The organism is Streptomyces sp. NPDC002935, from assembly GCF_040611295.1.
Classification (GTDB): Bacteria; Actinomycetota; Actinomycetes; order Streptomycetales; family Streptomycetaceae; genus Streptomyces.
Genome location: NZ_JBEXNW010000016.1, coordinates 72,702 through 92,390, shown reverse-complemented (window position 1 = coordinate 92,390; position 19,689 = coordinate 72,702). Strand labels below are relative to the sequence as shown.

Here is a 19,689-nt window from a genome sequence, read left to right as displayed (position 1 = left end):
AAGCCGCACATGAGCCGTGCAAGAACAGCACTTCTCGGGGCACTCGCCCTGATCGCCGCGGGATCGGGCGCCGCCTCGGCCGTCCCCGCCGACGTCGCCGCCATCCCCTGCACCGTCGACTACAAGGTGCAGAACCAGTGGGACACCGGCTTCACCGCCGCCGTCACCGTCACCAACAACGGCGCCGCCAAGTCCTCCTGGGCGGTCAAGTGGTCGTACGCCGGGAACCAGAAGGTCACCTCCGGCTGGAACGCGAAGATCAGCCAGAGCGGGACGGCCGTCACCGCCGCCAACGAGACGTACAACGCCTCTCTGGGGACCGGGAGTTCGGTCAGCTTCGGCTTCAACGCCTCCTACAGCGGCACCAACGCGCTGCCCACCGTCTTCACGCTCGACGGAGTCACCTGCAACGTCGACGACGGCAGCGGCGGGGGCGGAGGCACCGACCCCGACCCCTCCGGCAAGGTCGACAACCCGTACGCCGGCGCCAAGGTGTACGTGAACCCGGAGTGGTCGGCGAAGGCCGCCGCCGAGACCGGGGGCAGCCGGATCTCCAACCAGCCCACCGGCGTCTGGCTCGACCGGATCGCCGCGATCAACGGCTCGTCCACCAGCATGGGCCTGCGCGCCCACCTCGACGCGGCACTCGCCCAGAAGGGCACGGGTGAAGAGGTCGTCCAGCTCGTCGTCTACGACCTGCCCGGACGTGACTGCGCCGCCCTCGCCTCCAACGGCGAACTCGGCCCGACGGAGATCGACAAGTACAAGACGCAGTTCATCGACCCGATCGCGGCGATTCTCGCGGACAGCAAGTACGCGGCGCTGCGCATCGTCACGACCATCGAGATCGACTCCCTGCCGAACCTCGTCACCAACACCGGCAGCCGTGCCACCGCCACCCCCGCGTGCGACACCATGCTCGCCAACGGCAACTACGTGAAGGGCGTCGGCTACGCGCTCGCCAAGCTGGGCGCGATCCCCAACGTCTACAACTACATCGACGCCGGTCACCACGGCTGGCTCGGCTGGGACGACAACTTCGGCCCCTCGGCGACCCTGTTCAAGCAGGCCGCGACCAGTGAGGGTGCGACCGTCGGTGACGTGCACGGGTTCATCACCAACACGGCGAACTACAGCGCCCTGAAGGAGAACAACTTCACCATCAACGACACGGTGAACGGCACCTCCGTGCGCCAGTCGAAGTGGGTGGACTGGAACCGTTACGTCGACGAGCTGTCCTACGCCCAGGCCTTCCGCAACCAGCTCGTCTCGGTCGGCTTCAACTCCGGTATCGGCATGCTGATCGACACCTCCCGGAACGGCTGGGGCGGTACGGCGCGGCCCGCCGGTCCCGGCGCGACGACCAGCGTCGACACGTACGTCGACGGAGGGCGCTACGACCGCCGTATCCACATGGGCAACTGGTGCAACCAGTCGGGCGCGGGTCTCGGCGAGCGTCCGAAGGCGGCACCGGCGACCGGCATCGACGCCTATGTGTGGATGAAGCCTCCGGGCGAGTCCGACGGCTCCAGCTCGGCGATCGCGAACGACGAGGGCAAGGGCTTCGACCGGATGTGCGACCCCACGTACACGGGCAACGCCCGCAACGGGAACAGCCTCTCCGGCGCGCTGCCGAACGCCCCGCTCTCCGGGCACTGGTTCTCCGCCCAGTTCCAGGAGCTCATGAAGAACGCGTACCCGGCACTGTGACCGGCTGACCGCGTCGTGTCCGCCAGGGGTCAGTTCCCCTTCCCCGGCCCCTGGCGGACCGCGAACGCCACCGCCGTGTTGTGCCCGTCGGCCCGCTCCGGCTCACAGGGAGCCGCCGGGTACAACGGCGGCTGCGCCATGAACCGCGGCCGCCTGCCGCGGTGCGGCCGCGCCGAGCCAATTTTGCCGTTCGAGCAACACGACTAGCCGTTTCCGGGAGTGGCGGCGCACGCTGTCCCCACCCCGAGAGAGAGGCTTGTCCCATGGCACAGGACCACGATCACGACCACGGCCCCCACCACGGCCAGGCGCACCACCAGGACCCCGCGCACGGCCACGGCCCCGCGCACGGCCACGGCCCCGCGCACGGCCACGGCCCCGCGCACGGCCACGGCCCCGCGCAGGGCCAGGGGCACGACCACACCCAGATGGACTTCGCCCAGATGCTGCCCCTGCTGGTGCAGGAGGCGGAGCTGTTCACCCCGGCGTACGTCGAGGCCGCCGAGTGGCTCCGGGAGCAGCAGCCCGAGCCGGGTCTGATCGTGGACGCGGGCAGTGGCCCCGGCGTCATCTCCTGCCTGCTCGCCGACACCTTCCCCGGCGCGCGGGTCGTGGCCGTGGACGGCGTGGAACCCCTGCTGGCAGAGGCCCGCGCCCGCGCCGAGCGGCTAGGCTTCGCCGACCGCTTCAGCACGGTCGAGGCGGAACTCTCCGACGGAATCGGCGAGGTGGAGTACCCCGCCGACCTGCTGTGGGCCAGCAGGTCGCTGCACCATGTCGGCGACCAGCGGGCCGCCCTCGCGGGCTTCGTCCGGGGCCTGGCACCCGGCGGCGTCCTCGCCCTGCTGGAGGGCGGCCTGCCCACACGGTTCCTCCCGCGCGACATCGGCATCGGCCGGCCCGGCCTCGAGGCCCGCATCGACGCGGTGCACGACGAGTGGTTCACCCGGATGCGGGCCGAACTGCCCGGTGCGGTGCAGGAGACGGAGGACTGGCCCGCCCTGCTCACCGCCGTCGGCCTGCGTCACACGGCGACCCGCACCTTCCTCCTCGACCTTCCCGCCCCGCTCTCGGACGAGGCGCGCGCCTTCGTCGTCACCGCCCTCACCCGCCGGCGCGACGGCCTCGCCGAAGGGCTCGACGCGGACGACCTCGCCACCCTCGACCGGCTCCTCGACCCGGACGACAAGGCGAGCGTGCACCAGCGCACCGACGCGTTCCTCCTGACGGCGATGACGGTGTACGTGGGCGTGAAGCCGGAATAGCCCCGGTGGTGTCACCCGGCCGCGCGGGCGTTCGCCGGGCCTTGACATCGAGCGTGCTCCAACTGATGAACTCCCGGAGTTCGCCGTACAGTCGGCCGGCGCCCGGCCGGACACTCTTGGGGGTAGACCATGACCGACTCTCCTGTCGCGCTGATCACCGGAGGCGGAAGCGGTATCGGAGCCGCGGTCGCCCGTCGGCTGCTCGACGCCGGGCACCGAGTGGCCGTCACCGGTCGCGGTGCGGAGCGGCTGCGCGGGTTCGCCGAGGAACTCGGCAACCCCGAGGGGCTGTTGACGGTCGTCGGTCACGCGGCCGAGTACGACCAGGTGCGGGCGGCGGTCGAGGCGACGCTGAAGGAGTTCGGGCGGCTCGACACCGTCGTCGCCAACGCCGGTTTCGCCACCCATGACACGGTCGCGGAGGGCGACCCCGCAGGCTGGTCCGAGATGGTGCTGACCAATGTGCTGGGTCCCGCGCTGCTGATCAGGGCGTCCATCGATGCGCTGAAGGAGACCCGTGGCCGCATTGTGCTGATCGGCAGTGTCGCCGGGCATGTGAACACACCCGGCAACATCTACGGCGCGACCAAGTGGGCCGTGACCGGGCTCGCCGAGAACACCAGGCGCCAGGTCACCGAGTACGGCGTGGGCGTGACGCTGATCTCGCCCGGCCGCGTGGAGACCCCGTTCTGGGACAGCTACGGCAGCCTGCCGCCGGGGCACCTGCTGACGGCGGACCAGCTCGCGGACTCGATCGTCTGGGCGGTCGGACAGCCGACGGGCGTCGACGTGAACACGGTCGTCGTCCGCCCGATCGGCCAGCCCGTCTGATCCGATCCGTGCCCGGCGGGGACGGGCATCCCCGCCGGGCAGGACCTCAGTTGTTCTGGATGAACTGCTTGGCCAGCGAGTCGCCGAGCGACACGGCCGCGCTGTGGCTCTCGATCGGCGACACCTGCGAGTTCTTGAACAGGATGTAGGTGACGCCCGAATCGGTGCCGCCCGTCTCCGGGTCGGGGTCGATCCCGAGCGCGTTCGCCGTGGCGTAGGACGCCTCACCGATGATTTTCGTCGGTCCGGTGTCGCCGACCACCGCGTACTCGACCTTGCCGTTGTAGATGACGGCGACCACGCCACCGCCCTTGATGCCCGAACTCGTGTACTTCCAGATGCTGCTGGTGCTCGGCACGACGACATAGGGCAGTGAGTCGGCGCGCAGCGGCTGACCGTTGGACTGGTGGAACGCGGTGTCGTCCTGGAACCAGGGGTCGGTGTCGGCGTTGCACTTGCTGGTGATCTGGCCGTCGCAGTCGACGTCCATGTCGGCCTTCCAGAACACGGCGCCGTTCTTGCCGCAGACGGGGATGGTGGCCGAAGTCTCGTCGTCGGTCCGGTACTTGCCGCTCGATATCTGTGAACAGGACGTCACCTTGGCGAGGAGGGAGGCCGCGCTGACCGAACCCTCCTGGGCCGAGCGGGGGTTGGCGGTGCCGAAGGCATGGGACGGGAGGGTGGCGGTGGCCAGCAGCGCGGCGCAGGCGGCCGCGGACAGGGTCAGTGTTCGAGTGCGCACTGTGGGGGAAACCCTTCTGTTAGGAAACTTTCCTTACCGGGTTGCCGTACAAGGTGGCCCTGCTTGCATGACCGCGTCAAGACTTTCCGCGGAGTCGGTCCGGTCCAGGGGCGTAAAAAAGCCGCCGGCCCGGATGCGGTCAGCGCATCCGGGCCGGCGGGTGGCGTGGGCGGGTTGGTCAGCCCATGTCGAACTTGGCCGGGTCCGGGCCCAGTCGGCGGTCCTCGTTCAGGGCCGAGATCGCCGCGATGTCCTCGAGGTCCAGGGAGAAGTCGAAGACGTCGATGTTCTCCTTGATCCGGGACGGGGTCACGGACTTCGGGATCACGACGTTGCCCAGCTGGAGGTGCCAGCGCAGGACGATCTGCGCGGGGGTGCGGCCGTGCTTCTGCGCGATGGCGACGAGCGCCGGGACCTCCAGGAGGCCCTTGCCCTGGCCGAGCGGCGACCAGGCCTCGGTCGCGATGCCCTGCTCGGCGTGGTACTCACGGGCCCCGCGCTGCTGGAGGTGCGGGTGCAGCTCGATCTGGTTGACGGCCGGGATGACGGACGTCTCGTCGATCAGCTTCGCCAGGTGCTCCGGGAGGAAGTTCGAGGTGCCGATGGCCTTGGCGCGGCCGTCCGCGTGGATCTTCTCGAAAGCCTTGTACGTGTCGACGTACCTGCCCCGGGACGGCGTCGGCCAGTGGATCAGGTACAGATCGACGTAGTCCAGGCCGAGCTTCTCCAGCGAGGTGTCGAAGGCGCGCAGTGCGGAGTCGTACCCCTGGTCGCTGTTCCAGAGCTTGGTGGTGACGAAGAGCTCTTCGCGGGCGATGCCGGAGGCGTTGATGGCCTTGCCGGTGCCCTCTTCGTTGCCGTAGATCGCCGCGGTGTCGATGCTGCGGTACCCGGACTCCAGCGCCGTGGCGACCGCTCGCTCCGCCTCGTCGTCCGGCACCTGCCAGACACCGAAGCCCAGCTGTGGCATCTCGACGCCGTTGTTCAGGATGGTCGGGGGGACCTTGCTCACGAGCTCTCGATCCTTCAGTCGTCGGATGGTACTCATATCGTCAACGATCACCGGCCGTGATGCATTCCTGACCGGAATTCCGGTCCGAGGAATCAAGGATTGGCCGAAATGGGTCCGTTCCCGTCGTGGAGTCCGCCCCGGAGTTCCGCGCACAGGTTCTCGGGGAGCGTCCGCGCGGTCCTCGCGAGGTTCCGGGGCCCGCCCTGGACTACGCCTGGTAGAGCGCCTCGACCTCCGCCGAGTACGCCTTCTCGATCGCCTTGCGCTTCAGCTTCAGCGAGGGGGTCAGCAGCCCGTGCTCCTCGGTGAACTGGTGCGCCAGTATCCGGAACGTACGGATCGACTCGGCCTGCGAGACCAGCGTGTTCGCGGCGACGACGGCGCGCCGCACCTCGGTCTCCAGATCGGTGTCGCGCACCAGATCGCCGTCGGACAACTGCGGCTTGCCGCGCATCAGGAGCCAGTGCTCGACGGCCTCGGAGTCGAGCGTGACCAGCGCGGCGATGTACGGCCGGTCGTTGCCGACCACGATGCACTGCGCGACCAGCGGATGGTCACGCACCCGCTCCTCCAGCACGCCCGGTGAGACGCTCTTGCCGCCGGAGGTCACCAGGATCTCCTTCTTGCGCCCGGTGATCGTGAGGTAGCCGTCCTCGTCCAGGGACCCCAGGTCGCCGGTGGCCAGCCAGCCGTCGTGCAGGGTGGCGTCGGTGGCCTTGTCGTTGTTGAGGTAGCCCTGGAACACGTTCGCGCCGTGCAGCCAGACCTCGCCGTCGTCCGCGATGTGCACCGTGGTGCCGGGGATCGCCTGTCCGACGGTGCCGAACCGGGTGAGCTCGGGCGGGTTGGCGGTCGCGGCAGCCGTGGACTCGGTGAGCCCGTACCCCTCGTAGATGGTGACGCCCGCGCCCGCGAAGAACAGCCCGAGCTGCCGGTCCATCGCCGAACCGCCCGACATCGCGTGCCTGACCCGGCCGCCCATCGCGGCCCGCACCTTGGAGTAGACGAGCTTGTCGAAGACCTGGTGCTGCATGCGCAGGCTCGCGGAGGGGCCGGCCCCGGTGCCCCAGGCCTTGGCCTCGACGGCGTCGGCGTAGCGCACGGCGACGTCGACGGCCTTCTCGAAGGGGCCGGACCTGCCCTCCTTCTCGGCCTTGCGGCGGGCGGCGTTGAAGACCTTCTCGAAGATGTACGGCACGGCCAGGAAGAACGTGGGCCGGAAGGCGGCCAGATCCGGCAGCAGCGCGGACGCGTTCAGCTCGGGCTGGTGCCCGAACTTGACCTTCCCGCGGAACGCGGCGATCTGCACCATCCGGCCGAAGACGTGCGCGAGCGGCAGGAACAGCAGGGTGGACGCCTCGTCACCGCGCTTGGAGTGGAAGACGGGTTCCCAGCGCTGGATGACGGTGTCCGCCTCGAACATGAAGTTCGCGTGCGAGATGACGCAGCCCTTGGGGCGTCCGGTGGTGCCCGAGGTGTAGATGATCGTCGCGGTCGACTCGGGGGTCACCGCGCGGCGGTGCCGGTGGACCACCTCGTCGTCGAGGTGCGCGCCCGCCTCGTACAGCTCGTGCACGGCGCCCACGTCGAGCTGCCACAGCTTGTGCAGCTGGGGCAGCCGGTCGACGACCGTGGCGATGGTCATCGCGTGGTCCTCGTGCTCCACCATGACCGCCGACACCTGTGCGTCGTGCAGCATCCAGAAGACCTGCTCGGCGGAGGACGTGGGGTAGACGGGCACGACCTGGGCGCCGATCGTCCACAGGGCGAAGTCGAAGAGCGTCCACTCGTAGCGGGTGCGGCACATGATGGCGACCCGGTCGCCGAAGCGGATGCCCTGGACGAGCAGACCCTTGGCCAGCGCCAGGACCTCGTCCCGGAACTCGGCCGAGGTGACGTCGCGCCACTGGCCCTGCTCGTCCTTGCGGCCGAGCGCGATGTGGAGCGGGTCCTCCTGGGCATGATCGAAGACGACGTCGGCCAGGCCGCCCACCGGCGGCGCCGACGCCAACGGGGGGTTGGTGAACTCGCGCAATACCGCTCCTCGTGGCCTCCGCACAGCGCCGTGAAAGCTACCCCACCGCGCGACCGGGCGGGAGGGGGCTCGGATCGCCGAGGGGTGCGGCGTCTGCACAGGTCAGTCGCGGAAATGCCCGCACAAGGGGAACGGCCGGACAGAATTCCTTACGGTTCCGTAGGTTTCATGTCCGTAATCTCCACGGAATCGCTACGACCCACCCCTGGTGCGCGGCGCCGCGCAGAGCAGATGTGGAGCATCTGATTCCGGGACCGATGAGGACCCCGTACAACCTCTCCCCGCACCCCCGCACCCCCGCACCCCCGCACCCCCGCACCCCCGCACCCCCGCACCCCCGGACAAGGGCCGAGCCGGTCCCGGTGGTTCCGGGACCGGCCCTCGTCGGCCTCACCCGCGAGGCGCCGTCACCGTCTCGGCGGGTGTCCTGGCCGCGCTCGCCTCGGCGCGCGGTGTCCGGACCAACATCAGGACCAGCGCGCCCGCGATCATCCCCGTCACACCGGCCGCCACCGACGCCGCGTCGAGCCCCGAGGCGAAGGCGGCCCGCAGCGCGTGCTCGGAGACCGCGCCCCGCAGCGCCCCGGCGCCCCCGCTCGCCAGCGTGTGGGCCGCGTCGTGATTCAGCGTGTCCCGCATTCGCGAGGTCAGGACCGTACCGAAGGCGGCGACCCCGAGCGCGAACCCGAGCTGCCGGACCGTGTTGACCGCGCCGCTCGCCATGCCCGCCCGCTCCGGCGGCACGGCGGCGAGCGCGGCGCCCGCGAGGGCCGGGGCGACCAGCCCGACGCCGATCCCGACGAGCACCAGACCCGGCACCAGTACCGTCCAGTGCGTGCCCGCGTCGAGGACGGCCTGGCAGAAGCCCCCCGAGCCGATCAGCAGTAGCCCACCGCCGATCGTCAGCCGCGCGGGAACACCGTGCAGCAGCTTCCCGGTGAGGATCGCCACCACCACCGAGGCTCCCGTCATCGGCAGCAGCGTGAGCCCGCCGCGCACGGGGCTCATGTCCAGCAGCGTCTGCGTCCAGATCGAGAGATACGGGACGACGCCGAACGCCGCTCCGTTGAAGGCCAGCGCGCCCAGCATCACGCCCACGAAGGCGGGCTTGCGCAGCAGCGCCAGGTCCAGGAGCGGATGTGCCACCCGCCGTTCGGCGAGCACGAAGGCGACGAGCGCCAGAGCAGCCAGGGCGAACGAGCCCGTGGTGACCGGCGAGGTCCAGCCGTCGGAGCCCGCCCGCACCACCGCGTACGTCGTCCCCCCGGCGAAACCGGCGAACGCCACCGTGCCCGCCCAGTCGATCCGCGTGCCGCGCGGCCCCCGCGTCTCCGGCACCACCTTCAGCGTCAGCCACACCGCCGCCACGCTCACCGGCAGGTTCACGAAGAAGATCCACCGCCAGCCGGGCCCCTCGGTCAGCAGCCCGCCCAGGACCGGACCGACCGCCGCAGCGCTGCCGCTGACCGCGCCCCACACCCCGAGCGCGGCCGACCGCTGCCGCCCCTGGTACGCCGAGCCGAGCAGCGGCAGCGTCGTGGCGAGCATCGCCGCCGCGCCCACGCCCTGCACCGCACGAGCGGCCACCAGCATTCCCGGGCCGGCCGCGAGCCCGCACCACAGCGAGGCCGCCGCGAAGACCACCACCCCCGCCACATGTACGCGCCGCCTGCCCAGGACGTCGGCCGCCGCCCCCGCCCCCAGCAGCAGCGCGGCGAGCGCGAGCACGTAGCCGTCGATCACCCACTGCAGATCGCTCAGCGACGCGTGCAGTCCGCGCGCGATGTCCGGCAGCGCGACGACGACGACCGTCACATCCAGCAACAACATGAACGTGCCCAGGCACACCGCCGTGAGCGGCCCCCATGTACGCATGTCCTCATCTCCCTGTGCGTCTCCCCGTGCCACGGATGCGTGTGTCACCCGAGCTGTCTCCGTACGATGGAGCCGCGCTGGTCGATCACGGTGGTCTCGGATGCCGGATCGACGGAATCCGACAGAGGTGGGCCGCATGAAGCTGGAATCCCACAGTCTCGACAAGCTCGACCTGCAGTTGCTCACCGCCCTGGAGGCCAACGGGCGGGCGTCCTTCAGCCGGATGGCGGAGGTACTGGGCGCCTCCGACCAGACGATCGCCCGGCGCTACCGCAGGCTGTCCGCCGAGGCCGGGCTCCGGGTCGTCGCGGTCCGCGACGCGCAGCGGCTCGGCCAGGACCAGTGGATGCTGCGGCTGCGCTGCGCACCCGACAGCGCCGGCGCCATCGCGGACGCCCTGGCCAAGCGCCCCGACACCGCCTGGATCGGCCTCGCCTCGGGCGGCACCGAGGTGATCTGCATGACCCGCCCGCGCAGCCCCGCCGACCACGACGACCTGCTGCTCGGCAAACTCCCGCGCACCCCGAACATCATGGAGATCCGTGCCCATCAGCTGATCCACCGCTACTTCGGCGGACCCCACGGCTGGATCGGCAAGTTCGCCGTCCTCTCGCCGGACCAGACCGCCGCGCTGCGCCCCGAGCTGCCCGAGCCGCCCGAGGCGAACGGCCCGGCCCGCATCGACCCCGAGGACGAGCCGCTGGTCGCCGCGCTCGAACGCGACGGCCGCGCCACCTACCCGGAGCTGCAACGCGCCACCGGGCGCTCCGAGTCCGCCGTCAAGCGCCGGCTCGCCGCGCTGCTGGCCTCCGGCGCCGTGTACATCGACGTCGAATACCACTCGGAGCACCTCGGCTACGGCCTCGCCGCCTGCCTGTGGATCACCGCGGCCCCCGCCGCCCTGCACTCCGTCGGACAGGCCCTGGCCGCCCATGGCGAGATCGCCTTCGCCTCCGCGACGGCGGGCCCCTCCAACATCGTCGTGACCGCGGTCGTCCCCGACACGGCCGGCCTCTACGCGTACCTGAGCGGTCCGCTCGGCCGCCTCGAAGGGGTCCAGTACGTCGAGACGACGCCGTTCATGCGCCGCGTCAAGCAGCTCACCTACGCCAAATCCCGCTGAGCCCCTCGGCCGGGCAGCCCCCGGCTCCGTTCCCCGGTCAGCTCCGTCGTTCCCGGAGCCGGTCCCCGCCCGCGAGGATCGCCGCCGCGAGGGCGTCCGCGGCACCCTGCGCGGACGGCCGCCGACGGCCGTGCGCCAGCGCGAAGTCGACCTCGCCGAGCTCCGGGAGCCCGGCCCGATCCGATACGCGGACCAGGCCCGGCGGCACGAGTCCCCGGGAGTGGGCCATCACCCCGAGGCCCGCGCGGGCCGCCGCGATCAGGCCGTTGAGACTGCCGCTGGTGCAGGCGATGCGCCACGGCCGGCCCTGGCGCTCCAGGGCTTCGAGGGCGAGCGCGCGGGTGATGCCCGGGGGAGGGTAGACGATCAGCGGGACCGGACGGTCCGGGTCCAGCCGCAGCCGCTGGGCGCCGATCCACACCAGGCGGTCGTGCCACACGAGTTCGCCGCGCGGGTCCTGCGGCCGCCGCTTCGCCAGGACCAGGTCGAGATGGCCCGCGGCGAGCTGTTCGTGGAGGGTGCCGGACAGTTCGACCGTCAGCTCCAGGTCCACCTCGGGATGGTCGGAGCGGAAGCCCTCCAGGATCTCCGGCAGCCGGGTCAGCACGAAGTCCTCGGACGCGCCGAAGCGCAGCCGGCCGCGCAACCGTGTCCCGGTGAAGAACGCCGTCGCCTGCTCCTGCACCTCCAGGATCCGCCGGGCGAACCCGAGCATCGCCTCGCCGTCCTCGGTGAGCTCCACGGAGTGCGTGTCACGCGAGAAGAACTGCCGCCCTGCGGCGTCCTCCAGCCGGCGCACATGCTGACTGACCGTGGACTGACGCACCCCCAGCCGCCGGGCGGCCTGCGTGAAGCTCAGGGTCTGGGCCACCGCCAGGAACGTACGCAGCTGGGAAGGGTCGTACATGGGACCACGTTATCGCGAAACGTGATGACAGTCAGAGCGGTATGACGGATTCCCGATCGCGACCCGGGAGAGGACGATGGAGAGGGCACGACCCGCCCAGGACCACCGGACGCACCGAACCGAGCAGTGGAGCACCGTGAAACGCCTGCAGTGGCCGAGTTGGATGCCGATCGACCCGTACATACTGCTGTTGCTCGGGACCGTGGGCCTCGCCGCCCTGTTCCCGGCGAGCGGTACGGGAGCGGACATCGCCTCGGGCGCGTCCACGGCCGCGATCGCCTTCCTCTTCTTCCTGTACGGCGCGCGCCTCTCCACCCGTGAGGCGGTGGACGGTCTCAAACACTGGCGGCTGCACGGCACGGTGCTGGTCTGCACCTTCGTGGTGTTCCCGTTGCTCGGCCTCGCCGCCCGCGGCCTGGAGCCGGTGTTCCTCACACACGACCTCTACACCGGCCTCCTCTTCCTCACACTCGTCCCGTCGACCATCCAGTCGTCGATCGCCTTCACCTCGATCGCCCGCGGCAACGTGCCCGCCGCGATCTGCGCGGGCTCCTTCTCGTCGCTGGCGGGCATCGTCATCACCCCGCTGCTCGCGGCGGTCCTCCTCGGCAACAGCGGCGGCGGGTTCTCCGCCGGCTCGCTGGTCAGGATCGTGCTCCAACTGCTGGTGCCGTTCGCGGCCGGGCAACTGCTGCGCCCCTGGATCGGCGCCTTCATCACCCGCCACAAGAAGGTCCTCGGCTACGTCGACCGCGGCTCGATCCTGCTCGTCGTGTACACCGCGTTCAGCGAGGGCATGGTGCAGGGCATCTGGCACCAGGTGAGCCCCGCCCGACTGGCGGGACTTCTCGTCGTGGAGGCGCTGCTGCTCGGCGTGATGCTCGTCCTGACCTGGTACGGGGCGAAGGCCCTGCGCTTCGGCAGGGAGGACCGGATCGCCATCCAGTTCGCCGGGTCCAAGAAGTCCCTCGCCTCCGGACTCCCCATGGCCGGTGTGCTGTTCGGCGCCCACGCCTCGCTCGCCGTGCTCCCGCTGATGCTCTTCCACCAGATGCAGCTCATGGTGTGCGCGGTGATCGCCAAGCGCCGTGCCCGCGACCCCGAGGCGACCGGCCCGAACGGCCCGGACCAGCCGTCCGGGACGGGAGGGGCGACGGACCCGGACGGAACGGCCGGTGCGGGCGATCCGTCCGCCGCAGGCGGGAGCGTGGGGTCCGCTAGGAGCCGGCTGTCCCCAGTCGCAACGTCACGAATCGCGGCCGGTACAGGGACACGTTCCGGCTGATGTTCGCCTGCGCCACCGTGCCCGTCGCGTCGAGCCAGTTGACGTCATAGCTGAGGACGAGCCGGTCGCCGTCGCTCAGCTCCGGGTGCACCTGCGGGTTGTACGCCGCCACGTCGCCCCCGGGCAGCGAGGGGCTGAAGCTCCGGGTGGGCCCGTGCCAGGGCCCGGTCGGCGCGCACGCCCAGTACGAGGTGATCGTGCTCAGGCCCGCGGCACCGGCCGCCATCGTGAACAGGACATAGGTGCCGCCGTCCCGTACCACCGTGAACGCGCTGCCGACGCCCGTGCGCCGGCCGTCCCCGAGCACCGGCGCCGCACGCCCGCGCACCGTCCACGCCGAACCGTCCCAGTACTCCCACGCCCCCGCCTCGCCGAGGCTCCCGCGCGGCACCCGCGCCACGTACGCCTGTGAGGCGGGACGCGCGGCGGCCCGCCCGTCGTCGCCCCCGAAGACGTACGTCCACGCGCCGGCGTCGACGGCCGCGGTACCGAACAGCACGCGCCGGGAGGCGTCCACCACCGAACGCTGGTCCAGGACCGTGGTGATGCCTTCGAGACGCAGCCCGGGCAGCGAGAGCGTGGCGACCTCGGTGGCGGTGGGCACCCCGTAGATCCACGGCGCCTGGCCGGCCGTCCGGCTCCACAGCAGAACCCGGACGACCTGCCGGTCCGAGCCGGGGGAGCGGGGTTCGACACGGGCGGCGACCGGCCAGCGCCACTGCTGAGGGGCCGGATCGGGGAAGACGGGCGCGGGCAGCGTGGCCAGCAGCCGGCCGTCGCGCGACATCACGACCGCCGAGTTGCGCACCAGGGGCGCGCTCGTGTCGCGCCAGGCGTACGACTCGCCCACCGGGTTCGGCGGTCCGTGCACCTGGCCGAGATAGGTGTCCGAGAACAGCCACAGCACCCGGCCGTCCGGCAGCCGCACCGAGTGGGTCCCGTCGCCGCCGGTCCAGTCGTCGGCGCGGCCGGCGTCGTCGCCGTACCGGGCGAACTCGCCCGTGAGCCGCGCGTTCGCGGTCCAGGACGTCAGGGTGCGGGCGCGGCACGTGCCACCGCCCTCCCGGTCGTGGTCCGGGAGGGCGGTCAGCAGCACGGCCGCCGAGACCAGGGCCAGCAGGATGCCGAGCCCGGTCCCGTTCCGTCGTCGCGCTCGTGCGTCGTCGGGCACGGACCGGACGTTAGTGGTCCCCGCTCACATGGTCCATGGGGAGCCACAGGACGGTGTCCCGGGTCACCTGCTTCGCGGCCGGCACCGACAGCTCCTCGTCGCTCAACGCGCGGTCGTAGACGCGCACATCGTCGATCGCGCCGGTGAAGTACGCGCGGCTGTCCATCCGTTGGCCGATGTGCACCCCGAACGGCGAGTTCCGGCTGACCGATCCGGGCACGTCCGCCGTACTGACGGTCGTCCCGTCGATGAACAGCGTGAGCTGTCCCCCGCCGCGCCGCAGCGCCAGATGGTGCCACTGGCCGTCGTTGAAAGCGCCCGCGGTCCGCACGAACGCCGTGGTCGGGGGCGCCGCGCCGTTCCGGGTGGTGATGAGGCCGGTGATCCGGTTGGAGGCGGGCTCCCCGCGCAGCCACACCTGCGGCTGCGTCGTCCCGATCCCGCCCATCCACAGCAGCGGCTGCTCACCGCTGGTGCCCGTGTAGCGGAACCACAGGGACGCCGTGAAGTCCTTCGTCCCCAGCGGGAGCCGGTCCTGATACGGCAGTCGTACGGCGTCGTCCGCGCCGTCGAACTCCAGCGCGTCCCCGAGGACGCCCGCCGTCCGCTGCGCGCCGCCGAGGACCGCCGCCCGCCGGGTGAAGGGAGCGAAGTCGGCCGTCGTCGGGTCAGGGCCCCGGCGCGGCCGGAGCCAGTCCTCGGTGAAGCGGGCGAAGCGGATCTCGTCGCGCGCGTCGACCGCGCCGCCCTCGTACATCAGGCCCACGGTGTCGCCGTCGATCCGCACCAGGTCGGAGTAGCCCGACCAGTCGGTGGTGACGACCGTGCCGCGGTCCACGCTGTCCCACGTGTGTCCGCCGTCGTAGGAGGAGCGGATCATCATGGTCCGGCGGCGGTCCGGGTCGCCGGGGCAGGCCAGCAGGATCCGGTCGCCGACGCGCAGGGTGGAGCCCTGCACCTGGGGCGCGTAGAGGTCGGGGACGTCACGGAAAGCGGAGACGAAGCTGTCGCCGCCGTCCCTGCTGACCGCCTGGGTGCGGTGCCCGAGGTCGGTGCCGTCCTGCTCGCGACCGCTGATGAGGACAGATCCGTCGGTGCGTTCGGTGAGCGTCATCTCGGACGGCTTCTGCCGGAAGGTGCCGTCGTCCGCGATCGGCCAGGAGTCGGTCGCACCGATGTCCCAGTGGTCGCCGCCGTCGTCGCTGGTGATGAGCGCGGCGTTGTTGGTGGTGACCCGACTGCCGTTCCAGGTCTCGGTGTTGACCGCGAAGACGAGCCGTCCCGCGTGCCGCCCGCGGGTGAGCTGGATGCCGTGCACCGGACCGGTGGCGTACCAGGAGTTCCAGTTCGCGGGCAGGATCTCGTCGCTCAGGTCACGCGGCTGCGACCAGCTGAGACCGTCGTCGTCGCTGTACTGGAGATGCGGGGTCCGGTCGCACGGCACCGTGCAGCTCGCGCTGTCCGTACGGCCCGTGTTGTACGTCTGGGCCAGTACGATCCGGCCGGTCTCGCGGTCCACGATCGGCGTGGGGTTGCCGTGGGTGTCCCCGCCCCCCTCGTTGACGACCTGCAGAGGGCTCCAGGTACGCCCGCCGTCGGCGGAGCGCTTCACCACGATGTCGATGTCGGCCGCGTCGCCGCAGTTGAGGACGCGCCCCTCGGCGAACGCCAGCAGCGTTCCCTCGGTCGTCCGGACGACGGACGGGATGCGGAAGCAGGCGTAGCCCGGGTCCTGAGAGGCCTTGAACAACACCTGTTGCTCGAACTCGCCGGTCGTGGCGGCCGGTTCGGCCCGCGCCGTGCCCGGGAGCGCGAGCAGCGCGGCGACGCCGAGAGCGGCCGTCAGGGCGGCCCCGAGGCGGGTGCGGGAGCCGGATCCCGGACGGGAGAGGAAGGCGGATCCCGGACGGGTGCGGGAGACAGGTCCCGGACGGGTGAGGGAGACAGGTCCCGGTCGGACGGCGAAGGTGGATCTCAGACGGGAGCGGAGGCGTGACGGCATGGTGCGACCTGCCCTTCGTACGGCGGCTGGGCAATCCGGATTCTCTGGACATCCCACGTCCAACGTTCGCGCCGCAGACGCTACTTGGGCCCTCACGCACCCCACAAGAAGCATGTACCGGTCGTGTTCACGCCAGATTTTCGCGGCCAGGTGTCCGGCGAGGGAGCCCGCACGATATGCCGAACCCGCGGACGGCCGCGGGCCTGACACGGCCGAGTGGCGGGCCGCTCACCCGAATGGACAGATCCATACGGACGGCCGATCGGCGGGGTCATTGCCATCGGACAGGGGAGTTCACGGGCTTGTTGATCCGGATTTCCGGTACGGACGGCTGATGCGGGCTAACGTTCCGTCATGACCGCACCCGAAGCCGAACCCCGCCTCGCCCTCGATCCGGCGCGCACCGCCCTCGTGCTCGTCGATCTGATGGAGCGCATCGTGGCGTTGCCCCTGGCGCCGCACAAGGGGACCGAAGTCCTTGCCACCGCAGAGGAGTTGGCGACCTCCTTCCGGAAGGCGGGCGCGCTCGTCGTGCTCATCCGGGTCGAGCGGTCCGGAGTCCCGGAGCAGCCGCCCGGCAGCGGACTCGTCGCCGGGCTGGTCGCGGAGGGTGATCTGGAGATCGTGAAGCGGACGATCGGCGGGTTCCAGGGCACCGGCCTCGACGAGCGCCTGCGCGAACATGGCGTCTCCACCGTGGTGTTCGGCGGAATCGCCACCAACCTGGGGGTCGAGTCGACCGCGCGCGCAGCCGGAGACCTCGGTTACGACCTCGTCTTTGTGGAGGACGCGATGGCCGCGTTCACCGCCCCGGAGCACGAGGCCTCCATCCGCCTGGACTTCCCGCGGCTCGGTACGGTCGTAGCCGCCGACGAGGTGCGCTTCTCGACGGGGTGAGCCGAGAGCGTCGGCCAGGTGCCCTTCACGAGAGGGCACGGTCGTGACCGCCGACGAGGTTCGCCTCATGGCGGGCCGGGGACGAGCCGCGCCGGAGTGCCGGAGGCGGCTCTCACACCAGTACGGCGCCCCCGTCGACCACGACGACCGAGCCGGTGCTGTAGCCCCCGCGCATCAGGTACAGATAGGCCTCGGCGATGTCCTCCGGCTCGCCCACACGGCCGACCGGGAGCGACGCGGCGGCGGACGTGAACAGTCCGTCGCGGTCCTCCTCCGGGAGATCCCGCCACAGCTCGGTGCGGACCACTCCGGGCGAGACCACGTTCACCCGGACCGGCGCGAGCTCCAGGGCCAGGGCGCGGGTCAGCGACTCCATCGCCCCGCACAGGCTTGCCGCGACACTGGTCCCCGGCATCGGCCGGCGCCCGGCCGTGCCGGTGGTCAGGACGACCGAGCCGCCTTCGCGGATCGCCGGGGAGCCGTACTTGACGGCCGCGTACGCGCCCCACAGCCGGGTGTCCAGGAAGCGCCGGGCCCGGGCCGGATCGGACTCGGCGAGGCTCTCCAGCAGCAGCGACTCACCGGCCGTGTAGACCAGATGGTCGAAATCGCCGATCCGGCCGAAGAAGCCGCGGACACCGTCCTCGTCGGTCGCGTCCAGCGCATACCCCTCGGCGCCGGACGGCAGGCGCTCCAGGGCGGCGTCCACACTCTCCCGGCGCCGCGAGGCGACCACCACCTCGGCTCCCTCCCGTGCGGCCGCCTCCGCCACCGCGAGCCCGATGCCCGCCGTGCCTCCGATCACGACGACCCGCTGTCCTCGCAGACCCCTGCTACCCATGTCGGTTCCCTTCCTTCCCCGCCATTCCCGGGTTCTTCCCGGTGTCTGCAAGCCTGCGCGCGGCCGTGCCCCGCCGTCCAAGACCTCTTTCGGCGCCGGCGATACCCTGAAGGCATCGCCGGTGCTGCGACGGAAGGGGCGGTCATGGATCTCGACCTGCGCAAGGTCCGCTACTTCGTGGCGGTGGCCGAACTGCTGCACTTCGGGCGCGCGGCGGAGCGGCTGCACATCGCCCAGCCGGTGCTCAGCCGTCAGATCAGGGCGCTGGAGAAGGACTTGGACGCGGTGCTCTTCGAACGCGACAGTCGCGGTGTGACCCTGACCGTGCCGGGGCGCCAACTCCTCGACGACGCACACCCGTTGCTCGCCGCCGCCGACGCGACCCGGCGCCGGGTGCGGCGGGCGGCCCGCGGCCCGCGCCGGCTCGTCGTGGGCTTCCGGGCCGGAGTGGTGGTCACCCACGCCCTGCGGGCCTTCGGCGCCGCCCATCCCGATGTCGACGTGCAGGCACGCCGCGTCGAATGGGACGACCAGGAACAGTTGATCCTCGACGGGACCGTCGACCTCGCCTACGTCCGCCGGCCGATCCAGGAGCAGGGACTCGCCCTGCTGCCCCTGTTCGACGAGGCCCGTGTCGCCATGCTCCCGGCGGCCCACCGGCTCGCCGGGAAGCAGGAACTCGCCCTCGCCGACCTGGAGGGCGAGACCTGGCTGCGCTACTCCGACCCCGGGCCGGACGAGCTGCCGATCCGGACCATCGAGGAGAAGTTCGAGCGCGTGGCGGGCGGGGCCGGCATCACGCTCGTACCGGAGTCCGTCGCCGAGCAGTACTCGCGCCAGGACATCACGTACGTTCCGGTCACGGACGCGTCACGTGACCAGGTGTTCCTGGCCTGGGAGGGGAGTCGCCGCACGCCTCTGATCGCCGCGTTCGCCGAGGTGGCGACGGTTCGGGGCTGAGGCGGGGCCCCTCCGGCGCAGGGGGCGCTCCCCGCCGTTCGGGGCCCCACCGCCGTGTCGCGGGGAGCCGGTGTCAGCCCTGGGCGGCCGCGGCCCGCAGGGCGATGCGGTGCTCGCCCGCGTACACGTTCATGTTGGCGCCGCGCAGGAAGCCGACCAGGGTGAGGCCGGTCTCCGCGGCCAGGTCGACGGCCAGGGACGACGGGGCCGAGACCGCGGCGAGCACCGGGAGGCCCGCCATCACCGCCTTCTGCGCCAGCTCGAAGGAGGCCCGGCCGGAGACCAGCAGGACCGTCCGGGAGAGCGGAAGCGTGCCGTTCTGCAGGGCGCGGCCGACGAGTTTGTCGACCGCGTTGTGCCGGCCCACGTCCTCGCGTACGTCGATGAGCTCGCCCTCCTCGGTGAACAGCGCCGCCGCGTGCAGGCCCCCGGTCCGGTCGAAGACCCGCTGCGCCGCGCGCAGCCGGTCGGGGAGGCTCGCGAGCAACTCGGGCTCCAGCCGCACCGGGGGAGTGGTGCCGCCCTCCGTGTCGTCGACGGTCCAGCGGGCCGTCGTACGCACCGCGTCCAGGCTCGCCTTGCCGCACAGACCGCAGGAGGACGTCGTGTACACATTGCGTTCGAGCGTGATGTCGGGAATGACGACGCCGGGCGCCGTCCGCACATCGACGACGTTGTAGGTGTTGGAGCCGTCCACCGTGGCCCCGGCGCAGTACACGATGTTCTGCAGCTCGTCCGCCCGGCCCAGCACGCCCTCGCTCACCAGGAAGCCCGCGGCCAGCGCGAAGTCGTCGCCCGGGGTGCGCATGGTGATCGCCAGGGGTTTGCCGTTGAGCCGGATCTCCAGCGGTTCCTCGGCGACGAGCGTGTCCGGACGGGTGCTCACGGCCCCGTCCCGGATGCGGATCACCTTGCGTCGTTCCGTGACTCGTCCCATGTCCTGATCAGTCCCGCTTCTGTACGTGCGGCTGGCCGGATCGGCCCTTCATACGGCGGTTGTCGTGCGGGTCACCGGATCGTCGTGCGGGGAGGG

The 19,689-nt window shown here is 71.4% G+C and carries 16 protein-coding genes; 7 read left to right on the top strand and 9 right to left on the bottom strand.

From position 1 onward, the window contains the following. Positions 1-9: 9 nt before the first annotated feature. The 3 genes from ABZX90_RS22580 to ABZX90_RS22570 all read left to right on the top strand — a co-directional run bounded on the left by ABZX90_RS22580 (position 10) and on the right by ABZX90_RS22570 (position 3,806). On the top strand, positions 10-1,710 hold the full coding sequence (locus ABZX90_RS22580) for a glycoside hydrolase family 6 protein (protein WP_355207355.1): 1,701 nt from the start codon (positions 10-12) through the stop codon (positions 1,708-1,710). Positions 1,711-2,138: 428 nt separating this feature from the next. After that, positions 2,139-2,975 (top strand): methyltransferase domain-containing protein, encoded by an 837-nt coding sequence (locus tag ABZX90_RS22575; RefSeq protein WP_355207541.1) that lies wholly within the window; start codon positions 2,139-2,141, stop codon positions 2,973-2,975. 129 nt (positions 2,976-3,104) lie between these two features. Further along, entirely contained in the window at positions 3,105-3,806 is a 702-nt protein-coding gene (locus tag ABZX90_RS22570) for an SDR family oxidoreductase (RefSeq protein WP_355207352.1), read from the top strand. Between the two features lie 46 nt (positions 3,807-3,852). Here ABZX90_RS22570 and ABZX90_RS22565 read toward each other — a convergent pair whose 3' ends face one another. From ABZX90_RS22565 to ABZX90_RS22550, 4 genes are all read right to left on the bottom strand, one after another. Continuing rightward, positions 3,853-4,548, bottom strand: coding sequence for a glycoside hydrolase family 75 protein (locus ABZX90_RS22565; RefSeq protein WP_355207349.1), 696 nt, complete (start codon positions 4,546-4,548; stop codon positions 3,853-3,855). Positions 4,549-4,726: 178 nt separating this feature from the next. Then, a complete protein-coding gene (locus tag ABZX90_RS22560) occupies positions 4,727-5,596 on the bottom strand; it encodes an aldo/keto reductase (RefSeq protein WP_351129349.1) in 870 nt (289 codons plus the stop codon). Positions 5,597-5,768: 172 nt separating this feature from the next. Continuing rightward, a complete protein-coding gene (locus ABZX90_RS22555) occupies positions 5,769-7,595 on the bottom strand; it encodes an AMP-dependent synthetase/ligase (protein WP_351129352.1) in 1,827 nt (608 codons plus the stop codon). A 390-nt stretch (positions 7,596-7,985) separates the two neighbouring features. Further along, positions 7,986-9,470, bottom strand: a complete 1,485-nt coding sequence (locus tag ABZX90_RS22550; RefSeq protein ID WP_355207345.1) for an MFS transporter — start codon at positions 9,468-9,470, stop codon at positions 7,986-7,988. 136 nt (positions 9,471-9,606) lie between these two features. Between ABZX90_RS22550 and ABZX90_RS22545 the strand changes: the two genes are divergently transcribed. Then, entirely contained in the window at positions 9,607-10,593 is a 987-nt protein-coding gene (locus ABZX90_RS22545; RefSeq protein ID WP_355207342.1) for an Lrp/AsnC family transcriptional regulator, read from the top strand. A 37-nt stretch (positions 10,594-10,630) separates the two neighbouring features. On the opposite strand, the gene ABZX90_RS22540 is transcribed toward ABZX90_RS22545, so the two are convergent. After that, positions 10,631-11,500 (bottom strand): LysR substrate-binding domain-containing protein, encoded by an 870-nt coding sequence (locus ABZX90_RS22540; protein ID WP_351119025.1) that lies wholly within the window; start codon positions 11,498-11,500, stop codon positions 10,631-10,633. A 163-nt stretch (positions 11,501-11,663) separates the two neighbouring features. Between ABZX90_RS22540 and ABZX90_RS22535 the strand changes: the two genes are divergently transcribed. Further along, on the top strand, positions 11,664-12,785 hold the full coding sequence (locus tag ABZX90_RS22535; RefSeq protein WP_355207538.1) for a bile acid:sodium symporter family protein: 1,122 nt from the start codon (positions 11,664-11,666) through the stop codon (positions 12,783-12,785). Here the strand turns inward: ABZX90_RS22535 and ABZX90_RS22530 are convergent. Further along, complete coding sequence (locus tag ABZX90_RS22530; protein ID WP_355207339.1) at positions 12,718-13,956, bottom strand: DUF4185 domain-containing protein; 1,239 nt, start codon at positions 13,954-13,956, stop codon at positions 12,718-12,720. The two genes, ABZX90_RS22535 and ABZX90_RS22530, sit on opposite strands and share 68 nt — an antisense overlap. Positions 13,957-13,966: 10 nt before the next feature. After that, positions 13,967-15,958, bottom strand: coding sequence for a sialidase family protein (locus ABZX90_RS22525; RefSeq protein ID WP_355207336.1), 1,992 nt, complete (start codon positions 15,956-15,958; stop codon positions 13,967-13,969). A 354-nt stretch (positions 15,959-16,312) separates the two neighbouring features. Here ABZX90_RS22525 and ABZX90_RS22520 point away from each other — a divergent pair, with 354 nt between their 5' ends. Continuing rightward, entirely contained in the window at positions 16,313-16,855 is a 543-nt protein-coding gene (locus ABZX90_RS22520) for an isochorismatase family protein (RefSeq protein ID WP_351119028.1), read from the top strand. A gap of 112 nt (positions 16,856-16,967) precedes the next feature. Here the strand turns inward: ABZX90_RS22520 and ABZX90_RS22515 are convergent, their stop codons facing one another. Beyond that, complete coding sequence (locus ABZX90_RS22515; RefSeq protein ID WP_355207333.1) at positions 16,968-17,696, bottom strand: SDR family oxidoreductase; 729 nt, start codon at positions 17,694-17,696, stop codon at positions 16,968-16,970. Between the two features lie 144 nt (positions 17,697-17,840). On the opposite strand from ABZX90_RS22515, the gene ABZX90_RS22510 reads away from it, so the two are divergent. Continuing rightward, positions 17,841-18,656: a LysR substrate-binding domain-containing protein gene (locus ABZX90_RS22510; RefSeq protein WP_355207330.1), complete on the top strand. Its 816-nt coding sequence runs from the start codon at positions 17,841-17,843 to the stop codon at positions 18,654-18,656. A gap of 73 nt (positions 18,657-18,729) precedes the next feature. On the opposite strand, the gene fdhD is transcribed toward ABZX90_RS22510, so the two are convergent. Continuing rightward, positions 18,730-19,593, bottom strand: a complete 864-nt coding sequence (gene fdhD, locus ABZX90_RS22505; protein WP_351119032.1) for a formate dehydrogenase accessory sulfurtransferase FdhD — start codon at positions 19,591-19,593, stop codon at positions 18,730-18,732. Positions 19,594-19,689 lie beyond the last annotated feature (96 nt).